The organism is Paraburkholderia sp. GAS41 (genome assembly GCF_050436545.1).
GTDB lineage: Bacteria > Pseudomonadota > Gammaproteobacteria > Burkholderiales > Burkholderiaceae > Paraburkholderia.
In genome coordinates this window covers 130926-153276 of record NZ_JBNDMK010000013.1, presented here as the reverse complement: position 1 = coordinate 153276, position 22351 = coordinate 130926, and the positions used below count along the sequence as shown (strand labels likewise).

13 protein-coding genes and 2 pseudogenes are annotated in these 22351 nt (G+C 60.4%); 7 read left to right on the top strand and 8 right to left on the bottom strand.

Features of this window, described 5'->3' with window-relative positions:
- Window positions 1–221 precede the first annotated feature (221 nt).
- The 3 genes from P3T43_RS19275 to P3T43_RS19265 all read left to right on the top strand — a co-directional run bounded on the left by P3T43_RS19275 (window position 222) and on the right by P3T43_RS19265 (window position 4712).
- Window positions 222–3092 (top strand): trifunctional serine/threonine-protein kinase/ATP-binding protein/sensor histidine kinase, encoded by a 2871-nt coding sequence (locus P3T43_RS19275; RefSeq protein ID WP_429282625.1) that lies wholly within the window; start codon window positions 222–224, stop codon window positions 3090–3092.
- Window positions 3093–3409: 317 nt separating this feature from the next.
- Entirely contained in the window at window positions 3410–4093 is a 684-nt protein-coding gene (locus P3T43_RS19270; RefSeq protein WP_429282624.1) for a response regulator transcription factor, read from the top strand.
- A gap of 247 nt (window positions 4094–4340) precedes the next feature.
- Window positions 4341–4712 (top strand): response regulator, encoded by a 372-nt coding sequence (locus tag P3T43_RS19265; RefSeq protein ID WP_429282623.1) that lies wholly within the window; start codon window positions 4341–4343, stop codon window positions 4710–4712.
- Window positions 4713–4732: 20 nt separating this feature from the next.
- Here the strand turns inward: P3T43_RS19265 and P3T43_RS19260 are convergent, their stop codons facing one another.
- Genes P3T43_RS19260 through P3T43_RS19245 form a run of 4 tightly spaced genes read right to left on the bottom strand, consistent with a single transcriptional unit; the run spans window position 4733 to window position 11225 of the window.
- Window positions 4733–6163, bottom strand: a complete 1431-nt coding sequence (locus P3T43_RS19260; RefSeq protein ID WP_429282622.1) for an efflux transporter outer membrane subunit — start codon at window positions 6161–6163, stop codon at window positions 4733–4735.
- Window positions 6164–6210: 47 nt separating this feature from the next.
- Window positions 6211–7491 (bottom strand): efflux RND transporter periplasmic adaptor subunit, encoded by a 1281-nt coding sequence (locus P3T43_RS19255; protein ID WP_429282621.1) that lies wholly within the window; start codon window positions 7489–7491, stop codon window positions 6211–6213.
- Window positions 7488–10649, bottom strand: coding sequence for an efflux RND transporter permease subunit (locus P3T43_RS19250; protein ID WP_429282620.1), 3162 nt, complete (start codon window positions 10647–10649; stop codon window positions 7488–7490). The genes P3T43_RS19255 and P3T43_RS19250 overlap by 4 nt, the downstream gene beginning before the upstream one ends.
- 18 nt (window positions 10650–10667) lie before the next feature.
- Window positions 10668–11225, bottom strand: a complete 558-nt coding sequence (locus P3T43_RS19245) for a winged helix-turn-helix transcriptional regulator (RefSeq protein WP_429282619.1) — start codon at window positions 11223–11225, stop codon at window positions 10668–10670.
- Between the two features lie 852 nt (window positions 11226–12077).
- Here P3T43_RS19245 and P3T43_RS19240 point away from each other — a divergent pair.
- A pseudogene (locus tag P3T43_RS19240) lies at window positions 12078–13061 on the top strand (thioredoxin family protein); the annotation flags it as partial.
- 59 nt (window positions 13062–13120) lie between these two features.
- Window positions 13121–14842 (top strand): ubiquinone-dependent pyruvate dehydrogenase, encoded by a 1722-nt coding sequence (poxB, locus tag P3T43_RS19235; RefSeq protein ID WP_429282618.1) that lies wholly within the window; start codon window positions 13121–13123, stop codon window positions 14840–14842.
- A 7-nt stretch (window positions 14843–14849) separates the two neighbouring features.
- Here the strand turns inward: poxB and P3T43_RS19230 are convergent.
- From P3T43_RS19230 to P3T43_RS19215, 4 genes and pseudogenes are all read right to left on the bottom strand, one after another.
- Window positions 14850–15602 (bottom strand): annotated as a pseudogene (locus P3T43_RS19230) (cytochrome c biogenesis CcdA family protein); the annotation flags it as partial.
- 180 nt (window positions 15603–15782) lie between these two features.
- Window positions 15783–16106, bottom strand: a complete 324-nt coding sequence (locus tag P3T43_RS19225) for a DUF4148 domain-containing protein (protein WP_429282617.1) — start codon at window positions 16104–16106, stop codon at window positions 15783–15785.
- Window positions 16107–16371: 265 nt separating this feature from the next.
- Entirely contained in the window at window positions 16372–17772 is a 1401-nt protein-coding gene (locus P3T43_RS19220; protein WP_429282616.1) for an amidase family protein, read from the bottom strand.
- A gap of 504 nt (window positions 17773–18276) precedes the next feature.
- The gene (locus P3T43_RS19215; protein ID WP_429282615.1) at window positions 18277–18525 is read right to left on the bottom strand and encodes a BON domain-containing protein; all 249 of its coding nucleotides are present in this window, start codon (window positions 18523–18525) and stop codon (window positions 18277–18279) included.
- Window positions 18526–18990: 465 nt separating this feature from the next.
- On the opposite strand from P3T43_RS19215, the gene alsS reads away from it, so the two are divergent.
- Together alsS and P3T43_RS19205 are read left to right on the top strand one after the other, a co-directional pair.
- The gene (gene alsS, locus P3T43_RS19210; protein ID WP_429282675.1) at window positions 18991–20526 is read left to right on the top strand and encodes an acetolactate synthase AlsS; all 1536 of its coding nucleotides are present in this window, start codon (window positions 18991–18993) and stop codon (window positions 20524–20526) included.
- A 351-nt stretch (window positions 20527–20877) separates the two neighbouring features.
- A complete protein-coding gene (locus P3T43_RS19205) occupies window positions 20878–22350 on the top strand; it encodes an NAD-dependent succinate-semialdehyde dehydrogenase (RefSeq protein WP_429282614.1) in 1473 nt (490 codons plus the stop codon).
- Window position 22351 lies beyond the last annotated feature (1 nt).

The window sequence follows — 22351 nt, the reverse complement described above, 5'->3', positions numbered from 1 at the left end:
AAGCGAAATCAAATAAATATAAAAATCACCGGGAAGTCTATAAAAAAGTCATAGCGATTGTCTGCGTCAAAGACAAAGGCACGCTTTAGAAGGGGGCTAGCCGACCCCTGCTTCGCCTGCGACTTAAGCCGCCTGGTCGGTTGCGACACGATCCATGATGGTAAGGGAAGGACATGCTGAGTACGCTATCTGAGGAAATCACGAGAGATCTGCACGGGGAAATGTCGAACGATCTTTCGAATGCGGCATTGCCTCTTCAGGAGTTTTTGCATCTTGCCGTCAAGATCGCACTGGCGGTTGCTTCGGCACACGCCCGAAATCTCGTCCACGGGAGGCTGACGCCGCACAACATCATGATCCTGCAGGGACGTCACCGTGTGTGGTTGACGGGATTTCATCCAGTTCTGAACGCCGATATTGACACGCTATCCACGGCGGACGTTTTGGAATCGCAGCTTGAACCTGAGCTATTGCAATACATCGCACCGGAGGCGGCCGGTCGTATCGATCGCGCAATCGACTACCGAACCGATCTTTACTCGCTCGGATGTATTTTCTATCGGTTGCTGGCCGGGCGCGTTCCTGTTCCAGATTTAACGTCCGGTGAAAATGCGCCCGTATCTATCGGCCGGTGGCCGACCGATCACGCGGAACTGTCTGCCACTTATCCCGAGCGGCTGGTAGCGATCATTTTCCGCCTGATGGCGCGGCAACCGGAGGAGCGCTACAGGTCAGCAGCAGATGTCGTGACGGACTTGCTCACTTGCGATGCGCAAGGAGCATTCAATGCGCCTTGTGCAAAGCTGGCGCGTGCGCAATCCGTGCTGGATGCGTCGGATCTGCTGCTGCATCGCGACCACGAAGTCGCCGCGCTTCATCGCGCGGTGCTTGAAGCCTCGATGGACGATTCGAACCGTCTGATCCTGCTCGAAGGACCGGCGGGCATAGGTAAGACAGCAGTGATTCGACACTTGCGGTCGCAACTATCCGACGTTGCCTATGAGTTTGCGATGGGAGCGTGCCAGCAGGCAGAGCGCACGACACCGTATGCGGGTCTGACTCGTGCGCTTTGTTATTTGCAGCGAAATATCCTTGGCTATCCTCCGCAGGAATTCCAGCAGATCCAGACGCGGATCAAGGACGCGCTGGCAGATGACGTATCGACGGTTGCACGGGTATTTCCGGCGTTGCAACCAAGCCTTGGTGTGTTCGAACCCAGCGCGACGTTTTCGATTCAAACGGAAAAGCGCCACTTTCTCAAGACAATGGCGCGACTTCTGGGCGCGTTCGCCACCCGGGGCCGACCGCTCATTGTGTTTCTGGACGACCTTCAATGGGTCGACGAGGACACCGTCGAAGTGCTGGAATACGCCATACGGCACGGAGCAAACAGATGCGTCTTGTTGATTGGCGCTCTGCAGTCCAATGAAACCTATCCCAAGCACGTGCAGGGAATGGCATTTCCGAGTGACGACTGGGTGCGGCGATTTCCGCTGGCCGCTTTATCGAGCGATGCCGTCAAGACGCTTCTGAAAACGCTGTTGACTGGTAACGTCGCTCAGATCGACGAACTGACCGACGTAGTACACGCGCAAACCGGCGGCAATCCACAGGTTGTGATGCAACTGTTGCGTTTCCTCATCGACGAGAATGTTCTGGACTACGACGAGGTTTCACGCGAATGGCGTGCAAACCTGGTGACGATGGCGCAGAGACAAGAGATTGCGCAATTCGCACCGGTCATGCGAATGCCGAAGATAGAACAGGCACCGGCACATCCAGCTGGCGAGCACGCGTTCGACGTACGTGCCGTGCTGCGGACGGCCCAGGCGTTGTCGAGCGAAATATGCTTCGTCAAACTGATTCGCGTGCTTCTCGACAACGCGCTGCAGTACGCGGGTTCCGATCGCGCCGTGCTGTGTCTGCTGCGTGATGGGGTCCTGAATGTCACGGCCCAGGCAACGTGTTCGCGCGGCGTGGTCGAGGTCAACATGGAGAGCGGGGCGGCCTTAGCGGAGGTTCTGCCTTCTTCCGTTGCGTACTCCACGCTCAGAACAAAAGAATCGCTCGTGCTTGAAGATGCAAGAGAGGACCCACACCATGGGCGCGATGCGTATATCGCGCAGTATCGGTGTCGCTCGGTGCTGTGCGTGCCGCTCATCAAGCAGGACACCCTCGCGGGATTGCTCTACATGGAGCATGGCCTGACAGCAGGCATTTTCACGACGAACAGGATACAGATGCTCGAAGTACTGGCTTCGCAAGCGGCCATCTCGCTTGAGAATGCAAGGCTCTATGAAGACCTGGCAACAGAAAACTTCATGCGTGCCGCCACTGAAAGCCATCTTCGTGAGACCCAGGAGAAACTCGACAAGGTGGCCAAGCTGACCGCCATGGGCCAACTGGTTGCCTCCATCGTGCACGAGGTCAGTCAGCCTTTGAGCGCGATCGGAACCTGCGCGCGGGCTGCATTGCGATGGCTCGATCGCGACATACCGGATCTGAAGGAAGCGCGAGGGATGCTGGAGCAGATATCGGCTGACAGTGTGAGGGCAGCCAGTATCGTGACCAGTCTGCGTGCCATGGCGAAAAAGTCACAGCCCCGTCTCGACAGGATGGACATCAATGAGGCGATACGTGAAGTGCTGGGATTGATCCAGGGACAGTTGCGCAGCGCCGGCGTCGTCGTGCGTGGAAATTATGGCTTGGCATGCCTGATCGTGAGAGGGGACCGGATTCTGCTGCAGCAGGTGCTGATGAATCTGGTGGTCAACGCGTGCGAGGCGATGAGCGAAATCGACGGCAGGGAAAGGATCATCGAAATCAAGACCCGGGTCGACAAAGACCATACGTTGTGGACCACGGTGTCGGACACAGGACCTGGCATTGCGTCCGAGTCGGCGCTGGCGCTGTTCGAGTCGTTTTACACCACGAAAGATTCGGGCATGGGCATGGGCCTTTCGATTTGTAAATCGATCGTCGAGGCGCACGGCGGCGATATCGTGGCGGACCTCACGGTGCGTAGCGGTGCCTGCTTTCGCTTTTCGGTGCCGCAATTGACGGGGAATGCTTCGTCTGCACGAGAAATGTGACGTTGCGGATAGCTCGATGGTCGACGCCTCGCGACCTATACTTTGTAGAGAGTCGGGTCGGAGCAATGGCTTTTTTCTGAGTGATCGCAGTAACCCGGACTTGCGAGGTCGGATGCAAACATCAGACGATAGACGCTCTGATTTTTTACATCACTTTATGTGGAGATTTCCCACGTAATTCGTTTGCGCCACATGGCTTGGCGACGCCATAATGGCAGCTAACGCTGCCGTCGCAGAACGGCTCAGCGCGTCTGGAAAAATCCGGGCTATAAAAAGCGGATCTTGCCGCATAGAATTAATGTTCAAAGGAGTACGAGATGATTTCGGGAGCGCTTTCGACTCCGCCTCACGGTAGCAACACCGGCAACGCGAACAATTCACCTGTGGTCTATATTCTGGACGACGACGAGTCCATGCGAATTGCGCTCAGTGGGCTGCTGCGTTCAGTTGGATTACGCGTTGAAGCATTCGAATCACCCAAGGATTTCCTTGCGTTTCCTAAATATCGCGGCCCGAGTTGTCTGATTCTCGACGTCAGGCTGCGCGGGGAGAGTGGTCTCACTTTCCAGCAGGAGATCGCGAAGACCGGGCTGCAGATTCCTGTTCTGTTCATCACCGGGCATGGCGACATCGAAATGTCCGTCAGGGCGATGAAAGCAGGCGCGCGCGATTTCTTTCCAAAACCCTTCCGCGATCAGGACATGCTGGACGCTGTCGCTGAGGCATTGAAGCACGATGTCGAGCGTATCGCGACAGAGGAGTCGCTCGCCGGCGTGCGTCACGCCTACGAAACCCTGACACCTCGCGAACGCGACGTGCTGGGATTTGTGCTGGCCGGTTTGATGAACAAGCAAATTGCGTCGGAAATGAATTTGAGCGAAATCACCGTAAAAATTCATCGTGGACAAATGATGAAAAAAATGGAGTCTCGTTCAGTTGCTGAGCTAGTGAGAAAAGCCGAGGCTATTCACGTGGCCCCGAGTTTCCCCAAGTCGCATTGAGCCGCCCGGCGTGAAAAGCGGTTTGTGAAAACGCAGCGCCGCCGAATATACACAAGTATGAGTCATGCAAACCAGCGTTTCGATTTTCACATCCGTTGGTAGCATGGCGTGGCGCTGTTGTTCAGATTAATGTTAATGAAAGACGGCACGCATCCAGCGGGTTTCAGGTGCACAGGAAGACACTGCGGGTAGCCCCGTATTGGTCTGCCCGTCTGTGCAGCGGGATTGAAAGTGCGAGGTTCGTGGCGTGCGTACCGCTCAGATCATTTCCATCGTGGACGACGATGAGGCCGTCTGCATAGCGACCTCTGCGCTGGTGCGCTCGCTAGGCTGGCAGGTCAACATTTTCGGATCGGCGGAGGCATTTGTGCAATCGGGGAAGATTGCCGACACTGCATGCCTCGTATCCGACGTGCGAATGCCGAATATGTCGGGCGTCGAAATGCGCGACCATCTCCTGCAACTCGGATACGCGCTCCCCACCATTTTCGTGACCGCGTTTCCGACCGCGAAGCTACGCGCGACCGTCATAAAGAGCGGTGCGCTTGCGCTTCTCGAGAAACCAGTGGATGCCGGCGAACTGGAACACTATTTGAGCCTGGCGTTAGGTCAACCGTAATCCGTTGACCCTGCGTACCGCTAATGGTCTGCGTGCAGGTGAAGCGGACTGAACGGCACGGTTTGATCGTCATTCGGGAGATCGGAAGAAGCCCATCCACCGCCTAAGGCGCCCACCAGCGCTACCGCCGTTTGTAGACGCCGCGTTTCGACCTGGACGTCGGCGATCTGGGCGGTCAACGCGGCGATCTGCGCGACGGTCACATTCAGATAGTTGTCGAGCCCACCTGTGTAGAGGGTCAAGGCGATGTTCTGTACCTTCACCGCAGCCTGCAGCGCCCGCTGCTGCTGTGTGGCTTCGGTGGCGAGTTTGTCTGTCAAAAGCAGTTGGTCTTCCACTTCGCGGAAAGCGTCGAGTACCACGGAGCGGTAGCGATCTGTCGTCTGTGTAAACACAGAGCGGCTCTGCTGCAATTCGGCTCTGCGCAAGCCTCCCTCGAAGAGGGGCAGCACGGCCGACGCACCAACGGCCCAGAGGCTATTCGATAAGGTTGCCAGAGCAAAGCCCGTGTCTTCGAAACCGCCCGAAGCGCTAAGGCGAATGTTCGGGTAGAACGCAGCGCGCGCCACGCCAATGGCGGCGTTGGCCGCTGCCATTGCTCGCTCGGCCTGGGCGATATCAGGCCGTCTTTGCAATAGTTCAGACGGAATGCCGACCGGTATCGTTGGGACTGCGACGGACGAGTCTGTTAAAGCCGGCAAGGTGAAGGTGGATGGATTCACGCCCGCCAGCACAGCAACCGCATGCATGAGAACGGCGCGTTGCGCCTCTACATCCGTGTCGGCGGCCTGAGCTGCTGCGAGCTGATTCTGGGCACGGGCGACATCGAGACCCGAGGAGATCTTGCCGGCCAGACGCATCTGCACGATCTCGACGGCCTTCTGATAAAGCGCAATGGCCTGGGTATAGACGGCGTGTTCCGCATCGAGGCCATGAATCGCCATGTAATCGGTCGCCAGTTCGATCTCTAGGCTCAAGCGTGCGGATGCGACCTCTGCCGCCACGCCTTGTGCATTCGCCTTCGCCTGCTTGACGCTGTTATGGATCTGGTCCCAGAAGTCCGGCTCCCAGACTGCTGCTGCCCCATATCCATTCGATGCCTGTTGCTCGGGGCCGCTGTCGCTGTGGAACAACGTGTGCGCGGATTCCTTGTTCCCAGACACAAAAGCCTGCGTGGTCAACTGGGGGAAAAGCCCCGAACGGGCCTCGGCCACCCCATCGCGCGCCTGAGTATAGGATTGCTCCGCAGCCTGCAGGTCGGGGTTGTTGGCATCGAGCTGTGTTTCGAGCTGGTTCAATTGTGGGTCGCCGAACATCTGCCACCACGGGCCGTGCGAAAGTTGGTCCTGTGGGCGCGCCAGAATGAATGGACTGGAGCCTTGATATTGCTCTGGCAGCAAGGTCTGTGGGGGGGTGTAGACCGGCGCCAGATCGCAGCCGGCCAGCAGCACCAGCGCTGCCGAACTGGCGATCCGCAAGAAGGACCGTGCGGGCGCCATCATTGTTCACCGTTGTCGATGGCGGCCTGGACCTTCGCGCGCTGCGTGTCGGTCATGCTAGCCGCGTCGGGCATGGCGGCCCGGAATTTTGCCTGCGGCGCGATGCCGGGCACGCCGGTAGCGACACGTACCTGCTCTCCTTCGAGAATGCCCGCCGAGGGACTCAGCACCAGCCGGTCGGAGCGCTGCAAGCCGGAGACGATTTCGACCGTCTGCCCGAGATTGCGGCCGAGTTTGACGTTTTGCAGATGCACCGTGTCGTGCGCACCAACCAGCGCCACCTGCATGCCTTCGGCGCGAAACAGCAGCGCTTGCTCGGGGATGACCAGCACGTTGTGATCCATCGGCGCCACGAAATGCACATCTGCGTAGGTACCGGGCCAGATCAGGTGATCTGGGTTGGGGATGAGCAGTTCCGTCACCACTGTGCGTGTCTGCGGATCGAATGAATTGGCCGTGGTGTCGAACGATGCCTTGAACTCGCGGTTGGGATATTGCGGTAATGTGAGGGTGGCAGTGAGACCCGGTTCAAGGATTCCTGAATAATCCTGGGGTACCGAGACGAAGACACGCATCTCGTGAATGTCCGCGACGCTAAACAACTCGTCGGCCGCGCCGCGTGCGCCAACATCACCGCCGGCCGCGTTGACGTAGTTGCCCACGTCGGTGTTGCGTGACGTGACCACACCGTCAAACGGCGCAATGATGTTCCTGAAGCTTTCGAGTACCTTGAAGCGCGCAACCTTATGCTCAGCCGCGTGCATCTGGGCCTTTTGCGCGGCGGCATCCGCGACCTTTACATCCACTTCCTGTTGCGAGACCGCCTGAGTGCCGGAGAGGGCCGTCCAGCGGGCCGCAGTGACCGTCGCGAGCTGGTAGTTGGTTTGTGCAACCTCCAGGTCTGCGAGTGCGCTCTCGTACTGTTCGTCCACAGCCGGCGCGTCGACGGTGGCGAGCATCTCACCGGCCTTCACCGGTGCGCCGTAGTCCTTGAACCACTTCACCACGTAGCCTGATACCTGCGCGTAAATCGGTGCATACGACCACGCCTTGATCGTGCCGGGCAGTGTGATGGAACGCGTCGCGGGGCCGGGCGCAGGCGAGATGATCTGAACCTGCGGCACCGATTCCTCGGCGGCCACGTTGCGCAGATCGGCGACGTTGTGCGCTCGCCGCGCGATCCCGAAGGCGACGAGCCCAACTGCGATCAGGGCCATCAGCGCGGCCAGCAGCCAGGGCGGAATACGGCGCGCGAACGAAGCTTGCTGATTGGTGTTCATGCTTGCGGCTCCATTTCGGTGCGTCTGTCACGGTGCAGGAGTGCGAAGACACAAGGCACGAACAGTAGGGTGGCGAAGGTTGCGCACAGCAGACCGCCGATTACGGCACGTCCTAGCGGCGCGTTCTGGGTATTGCTGAAAGACATCGGCAGCATGCCGATGATCATGGCGAAGGCGGTCATCAGCACCGGCCGGATGCGGGCAAATCCTGCTTCGATAGCGGCTTCGATAGCGTTGCCGTGTTCGGCAAGACGGTCACGCGCGAACGACACCACCAGAATCGAATTGGCCGTGGCCGTTCCCATGCACATGATGGCGCCCGTCAGCGCCGGCACGGACAAGGTCGTATTGGTCAGAAAGAGGCTCCAGACGATCCCCGCCAGCGCGGCAGGCAACGCGGTGATGATGATGAACGGATCGAGCCACGACTGAAAGTTGACGACGATGACGAGATAGACGAGCAGGATCGAAAGCGCGAGCCCGGCGATCAATTGGGCATACGCGCTGCGCATGGTCTGCCCCTGACCGTGCAGATGGACGCTGGCTCCGCGCGGCAACTGGTGGCTCATGTCCGCTACGACCCTGGTCACCGCATCCTGCACGGCACCGAGATCGCGCCGTTGATTGCTCACGAAAATATCGATCACCGGCAAGATGCTGTAGTGGGACGCCAGCAGTGGTGTGCCGGTCTGACTGATGCGGCTCAGTGCGCCCAGCAGTTGCGGACCATTGCCGTTTGCGCCGGCGTTGTCCGCGTCGATCGGAATGGTTTCCAGATCGTTCACAGAACTCAGTTCGTCCTGCGGCGTCTGGAGATTCACGAGGTGCGATACACCGGCGCTCGTATCGAGCCAGTAAGTTGGGGCGGTTTGACCGCTACCGGACAGGGTCGTCAACGCGTTGTTGGCGATATCGGCTTCCGTGAGGTTGATCCCCGACGCAAACGAGCGGGATGCGGCGATTTTCAAGGTGGGCTGGTTGAGCACCTGCTGAATGTTGACGTCCGCGCTGCCGGGAATGCGGCGCAGGCGTGCCGCCATGGATTGCGCGTAAGCGAAATTCGCTGCGGTCGTGCTACCGGAAATCTGCACGTCGATCGGCGCGGGAAGTCCGAAATTGAGGATCTTCGCCGTGATGTCGCCGGGCAGGAAAGTGAACGCCGTGCCCGGATACAGGCTGGGAAGCTCGCGTCGCAGCTTGAAACGATAGTCATCGACGGGCGAGCGGTTGCTTTTCAGGCTGATGGTGATATCGCAGTCCTGCGGGCCGATCGTACCGGTCGAACTGTAGGCTTCGTTGATGCCGCTAACCGGCAAACCGCAGTTGTCCAGAACATTCGTGACCTGTCCGGGCAGGATCTTGCGGATCGACGCGTTGACGAGAACGGCGATCTTGGACGCATCTTCGAGCCGCGTGCCGACCGGCGCGCGCATGTGCAAATCGATCTCGCCCGATTTGATACCTGGAAAAAAGTCACGCCCGAGAAATCCCAGCAGGCCCAGCGAGCCGAATGCGCAGAGTGAGAACAGCGCGACAAAGCGCCGCCGCTGTGTGACGACCCGTGTCAGCGTGGCGCGATATCGCACGCGAAACTGCGAGAAGCGTGCGTCGAAGCCACGCTGGAAGCGTGTGAACATACCTGGATTGTCCGCATGTCCGCGCTTGTGTTGCTCGACCTGGGCACGTAACAGATAGGCCGCCATCGTGGGGACGAGGGTGCGGGACAGAATGAACGACGCGATCATCGCGAAGATGATGGCTTGCGCCAGCGGCAAAAACAGATAGCCTGCTACGCCGCCGAGCTGAAACAGCGGCAACCACACGATGCAGATGCACAAGGTGGCGACGAAGGTCGGGACGACGATCTGGTTGGCAGCGGTGATGATGCCCGGTTCGAGTTCGGCGCCGGCCTCGAGGTGAGCGTCGATGTTCTCGATCATGACGGTTGCGTCGTCAACCAGAATACCCACCGCGAGCGCGAGTCCACCGAGTGTCATGATGTTGATCGTCTGACCCAACCACGAAAGCGCCATCACGGAACACAGGATCGCTAAGGGAATCGAGGTCGCGACAATCAGGGTCGCGCGCCAGCTGCCCAGAAAGAGCAGGACCGTCAGGCCAGTCAGGATGGCGGCGGTGATCATCTCCTGGACCACTTCTTTCACTGAGTCGCGCACGAAACCCGACGCGTCGTTCAGTGTCGTGATCTGCACGCCTGGCGGCAAAGTGCGGATGATGCCCGGCAACACCTTCTTGATGCCGCTGACCACCTGCAAGGTCGACGCGTCACCACTCTTGAGAATCTGGATCAATACCGCCTGCTTGCCCTTCACCAGTACCGCGTTGATCTGCGGGGGCGAGCCGCTATGGACATACGCAACATCGCGTAGATACACCGTCACGCCGTTGACGGTCTTGACTGGCAGGTTGTTGAAGGTGGCCACTTCCACCGGGCTCGCGTTCGTTTGCACCAGAAAATCGAGTGCGCCGATTTTCTGGTCGCCCGCTGGCAGTACGACGTTCTGGGATTTCAACGCATTGCCGACGTCCACGGCAGACAGACCGTGAGCCATCAGCTTGGTCTGGTCCAGATCGATCTCGACGTTCAAAGCGGTCCCACCATACGGGGCGGGAATCGCGGCGCCGGGTACCGCGACCAGTTGCGGGCGGATCAGGTTGGAGGCGAGGTCGTACACCTGCGCCGCGGTGAGCCCCGTTGCAGACACCTGCAGATCGAGGACCGGAACGTCGGACGCGTTATATGAGAGCACCTGCGGCGGTGTGATGCCGGCCGGCAACTGCTTCAACACCGTTTGCGAAATGGAGGTGATCTGCGCTTGTGCGGCGGCGACGTCGGTGCCGGGATGGAAAAAAATCTTGACGATGCCGCGTCCATAGAGCGATTGACTTTCGATGTGCTCGATGTTGTCCACGGTCGCCGTCAGGGCGCGTTCATAGTAGTAGATCACGCGGCCCGACATGTCCTGCGGCGACAGGCCGTTATAAGTCCACACCACGGCCACGACGGGAATCTTGATGTCGGGAAAAATATCAGTGGGGGTTTTGCGGACCGCCATTGCACCGAACAACAGGATCAGAATGCCCAGCACGACAAAAGTCAGTGGGCGGCGCAGTGCAATCAGGACAATAGCGTTCATGGCGTGCTTATGGAAATCTCAACGGAGCATGTAGCCCGCGCCGCGGAACGTATGGATCTGCGGGCCGTTACTCCTGGCGGCGAGCTGCTTTCTCAGGTGTCCGACATGAACGTCGATCCGGTTCGTGTGCGGATCGAAATGACCATTCCACACATCTTCGAAAATGACGGTCCGCGTCACGACCTGATCGGCACGGCGCATCAGACATTCGAGCACGCGTAACGCGGTGGGTCGCAAATCGAGCGTGTGGCCGCCATGCGTTGCATTGCGTTTCAGAAGATCGAGTTCAAGCGACCCCATGCGCAAGACGGTATCGGCAGCGGCGCTCTGTGACCCGCGAATGGCTTGTTGCGCCAATGCCTTCGCCTCGGCATCGAGCCCCAGCGTGTCGAGCCGCATGTTGCGGATGGCGCTGAGTACAGCGTGCCCGATCGCCGCGGGTGACATGCAATCGAGAGCGAAGAGCGCAGCGGTGCCAGATGCGACTTCAGCGGACCTGACGTGGTCCGCCAAGCCGCGATGGAGAGAGTCTTGACTGAGCAGTGCGCCGTCGTCGATGGAAGGTAGCCTGAACATGATTCATACGTCCAATGAGAGCGTGTACGGTAGATCGATAGATGGGAAATGAAGCCGTGCGAACTATTTGTTGCGAGGCGTTCATCCGCTTGCTGCGTTCCTGACTAGCGGGCTGATCGAAGAACCTGCGTTCTTATGGATGCGGCTAGTGGTAGCGTCGGCCATGCTTCAAGATAACCGCTGGGAATACGCGAAACCAGCATACAAAACGATGCCGGCGGCCCCACCTGCATATCGGGGCTTCATACACGGGTATGTCAGAGGGACCGCCAGGCTATTTGTCGGGGTTCGGGTGCCACTGCCACCCGCCATATCCGCGGAGCGCAGATTCGATCCATTTCGTGTCTCGGGGCATACGTAGGTATGAATCGCGTAGGCGTGAGCAGGAGTGGCTGCACCAGTACGTATGATTTGTTTTTGATAGGGCTAGACGTATCTTGATGTCATTGCAGGTTGGCTTGTGCGGTTGTCGTGGCGTCGTTGCGGCATGTCCCTTTCAGATTGATAACCATCAGAAATTCCATGCTGCTCACAGTTCTAGCCTATCTCGGCGGCGTCCTCGCCATTCTCAGTCTGTGCATCTTGATGGTGCGTCCTTTTGTGTTTGCGCGTGCCGGTCTGCAGTTCTTGCGAAGCACGTGGCCGCTGCTCGCGGGCTTGGCGCTGACATGCGCGGTTGTGGCGACCCTCGTCTGCCTCGGCCCTTTGCCTTGCGTGGAGTCATCGGCCGGGAAGGTCTGGACTGAACTCCGTTCCGGCGGCGGATTGATCGAGACGGCTTATTCCGCCACGCCGGACGCGATGACGGATGCGGTGACGGATGCGGTGAACCGGGACGATGGCGGGCATGGCGCGTTGTTGCCTGTTGAAGGCGTGCTGCCCCCGCTGAGTGGCGCGGTCCAATGGCTGAACTCTCCACCTCTCACGCGCGAGGGTCTGCGCGGCAAGGTCGTGGTGATCAACGTATGGACGTATTCGTGCATCAACTGTTTGCGCGCGCTGCCCTACATCAAGGCGTGGGCGGATAAATACAAGGATCAGGGTCTCGTGGTGATTGGCGTTCATGCGCCCGAGTTTGCATTTGAACGCAATGTCGGCAACGTCCAGAAGGCATCGCGTGAGCTTGGCGTGGATTATCCGGTGGCGATCGACAACGACTATGCAATCTGGCGCGGCCTGAATAACGAGTACTGGCCGGCGCAATATTTCATCGACGCTCAAGGACGCATCCGTCACCACAACTTCGGTGAGGGCGACTATGCGAAATCGGAGAAGGTCATCCAGATACTGCTGACGGAAGCAGGCAATGCCAATGCGCAAGCGAGCCCGGCGAGCCAGAAAAATAACCCTATGCCCGGCGTAGAGGTGGCCGCCGACCTCGCCGATCTGCGCTCGCCCGAGACGTATATCGGCTATGGAGAGGCGGACAATTTCGTTTCACCCGGGGGCGAGGCGCAGGACGAGACGCATACCTATGTTGCGCCTGCAAAGCCCGCGGTCAATGAGTGGGGCCTCGCGGGTCAATGGCGCATCGAGAAAGACCGGGCGACGCTGGCCGTGGCGTCGGGCAGCATCGTCTACCGGTTTCACGCGCGCGATCTGCATCTGGTGCTCGGTCCGGGCAAGGACGGCAAGCCAGTGCGCTTTCGCGTCAGCATCGACGGCAGGGCGCCTGGCGACGCGCACGGCACCGACGTCGCGGCAGACGGCAGCGGCACGATAACCGAGCATCGGTTGTATCAGATGGTGAGGCAGACGCATGACGTGACCGACCACACCTTCCAGATCGAGTTTCTTGATCCCGGCGTCGAGGCGTATGCCTTCACATTCGGTTGAACGCGACAGCAGCAGCGGAATTTCAGCAGGTCACTATTTTTCCAAATCAGGAGTGCAACATGGGCAAGCAGACTATCGCCGACTATTTGGCCAAAACCCTCGACGCCGCAGGCGTCAAGCGAATCTGGGGTGTGACGGGCGACAGTCTGAACGGACTCGCTTTCAGCCTCGATCAGGTTGGCTCGATCCGCTGGATGCACACCCGCCACGAGGAAAGTGCCGCGTTTGCCGCCGGGGCGGACGCCGCATCGACAGGACAACTTGCGGTCTGTGCAGGCAGTTGCGGTCCGGGCAACCTTCATCTGATCAATGGGCTGTTCGACTGCCATCGCAATCATCAGCCGGTGCTGGCGATTGCCGCCCATATTCCGTCGACGGAAATCGGCCTGGGCTACTTCCAGGAGACGCATCCTCAGGAACTGTTCCGCGAATGCAGCCATTTTGCCGAGCTGGTGACGAATCCCGAGCAGTTTCCACGTGTGCTGGAGCGGGCGATGCGTACAGCCATCGAGGAACGCGGCGTCGCCGTGATCGTTTTGCCGGGTGATGTCGCGTTGAAGGAATGCGCCGAGAAAGTCGGCAGCTGGCATGAAATCAGCCCGCCGGCGATCATTCCCGCCGACGCGGATCTCGACCGGCTGGCGGAACTGCTCAACGCATCGAAAGACATTACGTTGCTGTGCGGGAGCGGCACGGCGGGCGCGCACGACGAAGTGATTGCGCTTGCCGAAATGCTCGGCGCACCCGTGGTTCATGCGCTGCGCGGCAAGCAGTTCATCGAATGGGACAATCCGTACGATGTCGGCATGACGGGGCTGATCGGTTTCAGCTCCGGCTATCACGCGATGGAGTCGTGCGATACGCTGGTGATGCTCGGCACGGACTTTCCTTACCGCGCGTTCTATCCCGGCAACGCGAAGGTCGTGCAGATAGACTGGAAGGGTTCGCAGCTCGGCCATCGTGCGCCGCTGACGCTCGGCCTCGTGGGCACGGTCAAGGATACGATCCGGGCGGTTTTGCCGCGGCTGCAGCGCAAGGACGAGCGGCGCTTTCTGGACAACGCGCTCGAGCATTACAGTTCGGCGCGAAGTGGGCTCGATGATCTCGCGGTGGCGTCACAACCTGGCAGGCCTATCCATCCGCAATATCTGACCCGCCTGATCGACGAAGCGGCCAGCGCAGACGCCATTTTCACCGCGGACGTCGGCACGCCGACGCTCTGGGCCGCGCGCTATCTGACGATGAACGGCAAGCGTCAATTGCATGGCTCGTTCAATCATGGGTCCATGGCTAACGCGATGCCGCAGGCGCTTGGCGCGCAGGGGGCTCATCCGGACCGGCAAGTCGTTTCGCTGTCTGGCGACGGCGGCTTGTCCATGCTGCTTGGCGATCTGTTGACCGCACGACAGCTCGATCTGCCTATCAAGGTTGTCGTGTTCAACAACAGTCTGCTGGGATTCGTCTCCATGGAACTGAAGGCCGGCGGCTATCTCGACACGAACGTGGATCTGAGCAAGACGGATTTCGCGGCGATTGCGAAGGGCGCCGGGATTTTCAGCATCCGGGTAGAGGAGTCCGAAGATATCGCTGCTGCGTTGAAAGCCGCGTTCGAGCATCCGGGCCCGGCGCTGGTCGACGTGGTGACGTCAAAGCACGAGCTCGCCATGCCGCCGAAGATCGAATTTGAACAGGCGAAGGGTTTCAGCCTGTACATGCTGCGTGCGATCCTCAACGGGCGTGGCGATGAAATCGTCGAACTTGCTAGGACGAACTTGCGTTAAGCGTAACGGGACGCGCCGTGGCGTGAGAGATCCCGCCCGGCGAAAGACGGTTGATCAGCTTCTGTTCGAGTGTGCTCGTGTCGAGCGTCGATACGCTTGCGAGGACGCCCGTGTCCAGACCGAACGAAATGGCGACCACACCGCCTAGCATCGCAGCACCGATGCCGCGGCGGATCCATTCCCCCGCGCCGAGCGAGCGCTTCATTGCCGTGAACACGCGTCCGCCGATCAGCAGCGCGACCGCGAGCGAGGTCGCCGCACCCGCCGCGTAGGCGGCCAGCAGCAGAGTCGTGTGCACACTTGGGCCGCCTAACGCGGCACCGGTCAGAACCAGGCCGAGAATCGGGCCGGCGCACGGCGCCCACAGCAGGCCCGTGGCGATGCCCAGCAGCAAAGACGACCCCGTGCTCGCTTGCTGGCCGTCGGTCTGCGCAAAATTCGACAGGCGATTGCCGGCGCTCACCAGAGGTCGCATCAGATGATCGGCGACACGCGGAAACAGCAGGGTCAGGCCGAACACACCGAGCAGCGCGATGGCGAGCCAGCGGCCGTATTGGTTCGCCTGCGTGACCCAGCCGCCACCGACGGCCGCGAGCGTCGCCACCAACGCGAAGGTGAGCGCCATGCCGACCAGGAGCGGTAGGCCGCTACGCACGAATGGCTGGTCGGCGCGCGCAAAGACGAACGGCAGCACCGGCAGAATGCACGGGCTAAGGATGGTGAGCGCGCCGCCGATATAGGCAAGGACGATGAGTAGCATGGCTGTTCCTGACGTGAGTGGGAAACGGAGCCAGCACTATGCGGTTGTCGAACCGGGTGCATGACGAAACAGATCAAGCCGACATCCGGTGCGATTGCTGGCCTATGCGGATAAATTCAAATCTTTGCGCGGTCTTGCCGATGCCAGCGAAGGCGCACCGGCGAGCCTGTCCCGCAGGCTTCAGTGACCGAAGTAGACCGGCTTGAGGCCGTTACTGCTCGCGTCATCCGAGGCTGCGTGACTTCCCGCTGCGGAGGAGCCGCTCAGCGTACCGCCCACGCCGCTCGTCGCGCCGTTTTGTGCGGCCACGCGTGCTTCAGCAGCCTGAATATCGGCGGGGTAATACGGATCGGCGCCGCGAGTGGGGTTGTAGCCGGCCTGTTCGAGTTGGACCAGTTCGGCGCGAACCTGTGCGCGCGTCAGAGGCTCGTTCGACTGGGCAAAAGAGGCGATCGGAGCGGCGAGGGCAGCGGCAAGTGCGACGGCTTGAATGAGCGATTTCATGAGGAATACCTCCAGCGATTGGTTTGTCCTACCAGGAAAATCTCCGGATGCCAGGTTCCTGAGCTGCAGTCCTGGTGGATCTGCTCGGTGGAATTCCCTTGCTTCCGGCGTTGATGCATTAAAACTCGCGGAGGTATCTGGCTTGTGTCGGGAAGCCGGTCGAGTGCAACGCTGTGTATCGCAGTCACGCGTGGATACATTGGGATACGAATCTCGACCGGACTTTGCATTCGGAGCAGGTTGGCCCGAGGTGTCGACTGCCCGTCTACATGACAGGATCAATGGGAGAGGGCGGCGTGCCGCGCGCTTCGATGGCCTTGCCTGCGAGCAGACACAGATCTTCCCGGTAGTGACCGGCCACGATCTGCACCCCGACCGGCACGGAACCCACGAGACCGGTCGAAACCACGAGGCCCGGCAGCCCCATGGCGGGCAGCGCTCGCATGGGCAGTTGCGCTTCCCATACGCGCTCGAAGCCTTCCGCGCCCTGCATGTCGAGGTGGTCGCGGAACGGCAGTTCTCTCGAGACAGGCAGCAGCAACACGGGATACTGCGTCAGGAACTGACGCCAATGGCGCATCAGCGTGGTGCGGCGTACCAGTTCTCGGCTGATGACGTCGGTGGAGAGCGTGGCGACCTTGCCACGGACCGCTTCCACGACCGCATGCGCGCCAGGGTCGCCGTCGCGCGCAGCGGCCTCTACGAGGGCGGCGAAGCCATCGCCGAGCCACAGACGTTCCTGCACTTCTCCGGCTTCGCGGATGAACGGCGTATCCCCGATTTCTTCGACCTTCCAGCCGGCATCGGCAAGCCGCCGGCCCGCGTCGAGCAGGGCCGCCTCGACTTCGGGAGCGATCTGCAAGCCACCCGGGCGAAGGCATATCGCAGCATGACGCGGCATGGCGGGACCTTCGATGGGCGCCGGGACCCACCAGGGGTCGCGCAGATCGCGGGCGGACATCGCTAGTAAGGCGACCTGAAGATCTTCGACTGTGCGGGCGATCGGGCCCGTCGAAGACATCAGCTGGGCGCCGATTGGGCGCTCCGGCGAGGACGCATTGAAGGCCGGAACGCGCCCGAGCGTGGGGCGTATTCCGTGGACACCGCAGGCGTAGGCCGGATAACGAATCGATCCGCCGATGTCCGTGCCGACCGCCAGACTGCCGATGCCCGCCGCCACCGCCGCGGCCGCGCCTCCCGATGAGCCGCCCGGCGTGAGCGACGGATCACGCGGGTTACGCGTCGCCCCATGAACCAGGTTGCTGGTGAACCAGCGCAAGGCGAAGGTCGGCGCGTTACTGCGGCCGAGGAGCACTGCACCTGCCCGTTGGAGATTATCGACCGCCGGACTGTTGGCATGCGCCACCAGATTTTCCTGGAGCCGCGTCCCGTTGGTCGTGGCGAATCCCGCCTGATCCGTATTGATCTTGACGGTGACCGGAACCCCGGCCAATGGACCCGGGTCCTCGCCGCGGGCTATGAGTGCGTCGACCTGATCCGCCTGTTCGCGCACCCACTCGGGCCGGTGCGCGACGATTGCATTGATCTGCGGGTTGACAGCGTTGAGCCGTTGCAGCGCAGACTCCGCCGCTTCCCGCGCAGAAACCTTGCGAGTACGAACGAGTTGGGCAAGTTCAGTTGCGGGCAGACGCCATAGATCCGTCACGATGCCTCCGATAGAGGGTGATGATTTGGGTGAGGGTCCCCGCTCGGTTGCCGGGGAAGGTGAAAGGCAATTGATGAGCATTGCGTAGGAAGCAATCTATCGCCCACACCGGCGGCGCACCATCCTATCAACGGATAGCGCGTGCCTAACTAGCGAGTGACACGCTCATACAGAGGGTTATTCGCGCTCGAAGCTTTGGGCTTGCTTGAAGCGGCGTCTGCTGGAGCAGAAATCTGGCTTAAGTGTGTCGAGGTTTCAGCGGGCAGTCCGTAGAAACTGGACCGCTCTGCGCAGCGGATGAAATGGCGATGCCCGGCGGCGCGACTCAGTGCCGAGAGGCTATGCGGGTGGCGGGTGTTGCTGGAGACACCGGCTCATGCGTAGTGACGTGAGCCAGACATCGACGATGGAGGGGGAGGCAAGTCAGCCCGCACCAAGCAAACGAGGGCGCGACACCGGTGTTACGCCCTCGTCCGACCGCCATCAATCTGGGCGGGTGTTCGCTTAGCTGCCTTGTTCCTGCAGCGTGAGCTTGCTCGTGACCGACTTAACGCCCTGAACCTTGGAAGCCGCGTCCTGGGCAATCCGATCCTGATCTTCCGTCTCGATGAATCCCGCCAGCGTCACCTGACCCGTGGCCGCTTTTGCGAAAACTACGATGTCAGCCGTTTGCAGGCCTTTGGTCTTGTAAAGGACCTGCTGAACGCGCTTCGCGAACGCATGATTCGCCTGACGTACAGCCTTCTTGGTCATCGGAGCTTGAGCGGGTGCCGCGGCATCGGCGTCGGATGTTGCTGCGGGCGTTTGCGCGTAAGCAACGGTAGATAGCAGGGCCGTGGCTGCGATGCAAACTACCCTATTCCTCAAGTTCATATTTTCACCTGTAACGGAAGAGTTAAGCGACGTTATTGGAACTGCCTTTATGCCCAACGAATTCCCACGATCAGACTGTGAGCATCCGTATGGAGAATGCGACGTTGACCGATACTGTTGTGATCGTCCTGTAAGGATTGATTTCATTCTCCATACATTCAGGCAACAGATTAATGGTCTACGCCACCCACTACTATAGAACTCATGGCTCGAAATTCGATCATCTCGGATAACGGAGGCATACGTTGGTATGCATCTGTTTCACTTGATACCACGGCCGCATGATATTTGTAACCACCCGTCTGAAGTTTGGGAAAGACCTAGTAAGGGAAGTGTGTTTCGCGGATCCAGACCGTCGTCTGCCGGCACGAACAGAATGCCGCCTTTATCGCCGGCGGCATTGGCCGCATGACAGGGAAAGCCGGTGTGTGCATCGCGACGTCGGGCCCCGGCGTTTCGAACCTCGTCACGGGTCTCGCGACGGCGAACTCCGAAGGCGATCCGGTCGTCGCGCTGGGCGGTGCGGTCGCAACGGATGAGTCCCTGAAGCATCTCCATCAGACGATGGACTCGGTGTCCATCTGCAAGCCGGTCACTAAGTTCAGTGGCGCGGTCGGCGCACCGCATGCCGTTGCCGAGGTGGTCAGCAATGCGTTTCGCGTGGCGGAGTCGGGTCGTCCGGGCGCCGCATTCGTCAGCCTGCCTCGTGACATCATGGCGGCGCCGGCTGAAGGCAAGCCGCTGAGCGCGCCGGCATTCTCGGGGCAGGGTGCGGCGAACGACGCGGCCATTGCGGAAGCCGTGCGCCTGATCGACGCAGCCCATACACCTGTCGTGCTGATTGGCTTGCTGGCCAGCCAGACTGCCAACGCAACGGCGGTGCGGGAGATGATCGCCGCGCATCAGTTGCCGGTGGTGGGTACGTTCCAGTCAGCCGGTGCGATTGCCGCACACCTGCTGGATGATTTTGGCGGGCGCGTGGGGCAGCTTGCCAATCAACCGGCCGACAGGTTGCTCGAGGCCGCGGACCTGGTGATAACGGTCGGCTATGATCCAGTCGAATATTGGCCCGCACTCTGGAACAAGGACCGCGAGCGCAAGATCATTCATATCGACGTGCTCCCCGCCGATCTCGACTCGCACTATTGCCCGTCTGTGGAACTGGTCGGGGACATCGCTCAAAGTCTTGCGACGCTGAAGCACCGGCTCGGTCGCAAGGAGCAGTCACCCATCTCATCACGCATCCTGCATGCGATCAGGGAGGAGCGCGCCTTGCTTGGTCAGCACGCCGCGCGGCTGAGTGGGGCGCCGGTCCATCCGCTCAGGATCGTTTACGAGCTGCAGAAACTGCTTGAGCCCGATGTCACGCTTTGTCTCGACATGGGATCGTTTCATCTCTGGTTCGCGCGGCATCTCTACAGCTTCAGGTCGCGTCAGGTGTTGATCTCGAACGGTCAGCAGACACTCGGCGTCGCCTTGCCGTGGGCCATCGCCGCGACCTTGGTGCGACCCACGGAGAAGGTGATCTCGATCTCCGGCGATGGCGGTTTTCTCTTTTCAAGCATGGAGCTTGAGACCGCAGTTCGGCTCAAATCGAACCTCGTGCATATGGTCCTGATTGACGGCACCTATGACATGGTCGCGGTGCAGGAGATCGCCAAATATGGCCGCCCGTCGGGAATCACCTTTGGCCCGGTCGATACCGTGAAATATGCGGAAGCTTTCGGGGCGGTGGGAATGATGATCCGTACTGCAGATGAGATTGGCGCTGTCATGAAGAAGGCACTCGATACACCGGGTCCCGTTATCGTCGGCGTTCAGGTGGACTATCGGGACAACCACAAGCTGTTTGAAATGGTGCATGACAATGCGTTTCATTGAGCCCCGCTCACTGAGCGGCGTTTTCGCGAGGAGCACACCATGAGCCTTGGACAGTGATAAAACACGTCCTTTATTGGTTGCGCGAATTCGGCATCGAGGACATTTTCGATGTCGGGGGAGGTGATGCGTTTCCAATAGAGGACGCTGGCCGTGCGGACAAGGGGACACGGACGCGGTGTCATGAACTATAAGGGGTCACAGCCGCTCGCCGGTCATGCCCCTGGCGCCGGCAAAGGATAGTTTCGAGCGCGAAATTCGGGTTCGAGCGAGAATGCGTTTTCCGGCTTCCCCAACGCCTGAAAGCGACAGCGCGGCGATTGCCGAGCGCCTCGCCTGAACAAGGAGTCTTCGATGGCAACGAAATTCGAACTGAGCGACCTGATTCGCACCGGGCACTATATCGACGGTCAGTGGGTCGCGTCTGCAAACGGCAAGCGCTTCGACGTCACCAATCCGGCGACAGCAGAAGTGATCGCCACCATCGCCGACGGCGGCGAGGCCGACGCCCGCGCGGCGGTGGACGCGGCGGCGCGCGCCTTCCCTGGCTGGCGCGATGCGCTGCCGAAAGAGCGCGCGGCCGTGCTGCACCGCTGGCATGCGTTGATGCTCGAAAACGCCGATTCGCTCGGCCGCCTGATCTCGCTGGAACAGGGCAAACCTTTAGCGGAAGGGCGCGGCGAGGTGCTGTATGGCGCTTCATATGTTGCCTGGTTTGCGGACGAAGCGGCGCACATCTACGGCGACCTGATTCCGCAGCAGCAGCGCGGCAAGCGGATGAGTGCGATCAAGGAGCCGATCGGCATTGTCGCGGCCATTACGCCGTGGAATTTCCCGCTCGCAATGCTCGCTCGCAAGATCGCGCCCGCGCTTGCCGCAGGCTGCACGGTGGTGGGCAAGCCCGCCGAGGACACGCCGCTCACCGCGCTTGCGCTCGTGATGCTCGCGCATGAAGCGGGCGTGCCGCCCGGCGTGCTCAACCTGATCGCGTCGTCGCGCGAGAATGCGGTGCCCGCTGTGGCCGCGTGGTTGCACGACAGTCGGGTGCGCAAGATTACGTTCACGGGTTCGACGCCGGTCGGCAAGTATCTGGCACGCGAGTCGGCGGAGACGCTCAAGAAGCTCTCGCTCGAACTCGGTGGTAACGCGCCCTTTATCGTGTTCGACGATGCGGACCTGGAGGCTGCCGTTACGGGTGTGCTCGTGTCGAAGTTCCGCAACGGCGGACAGACCTGTGTGTGCCCGAATCGCGTGTACGTGCAGTCGTCCGTGTACGAAAAATTCAGCGAAATGCTCGCGATCCGCGTGGCGGCGCTGAAAGTCGCGCCTGCCACCGACGATGCCGCCCAGATTGGCCCGATGATCAACGCACGCGCGGTCGAAAAGATCGAGCGTCACATCGACGATGCCGTCTCGAGAGGTGCACGGGTGCTGGCAGGCGGAAAGCGGCTGACGGAACTCGGTCCCAACTACTACGCACCGACCGTGCTCGCCGATGCGACCGGCGAGATGCAGTTGAGTTGCGAGGAAACGTTTGGTCCGGTCGCGCCACTGTTTCGCTTCGACACTGAAGAGGAAGTGATCCGCGTAGCCAACGACACGCCGTTTGGCCTCGCCGCATACTTCTACAGCCAGGACGTGCGCCGCATCGATCGCGTTGCGCGCCGGCTGGAAGCAGGTATCGTCGGTATCAACGAAGGGGCGGTGTCGAACGAGGCGGCGCCGTTTGGCGGTGTGAAAGAATCGGGCTACGGCCGTGAGGGATCAAAATATGGTCTGGACGACTATCTTTCGATCAAGTATCTCTGCCAGGGCGGCCTCGACTAGC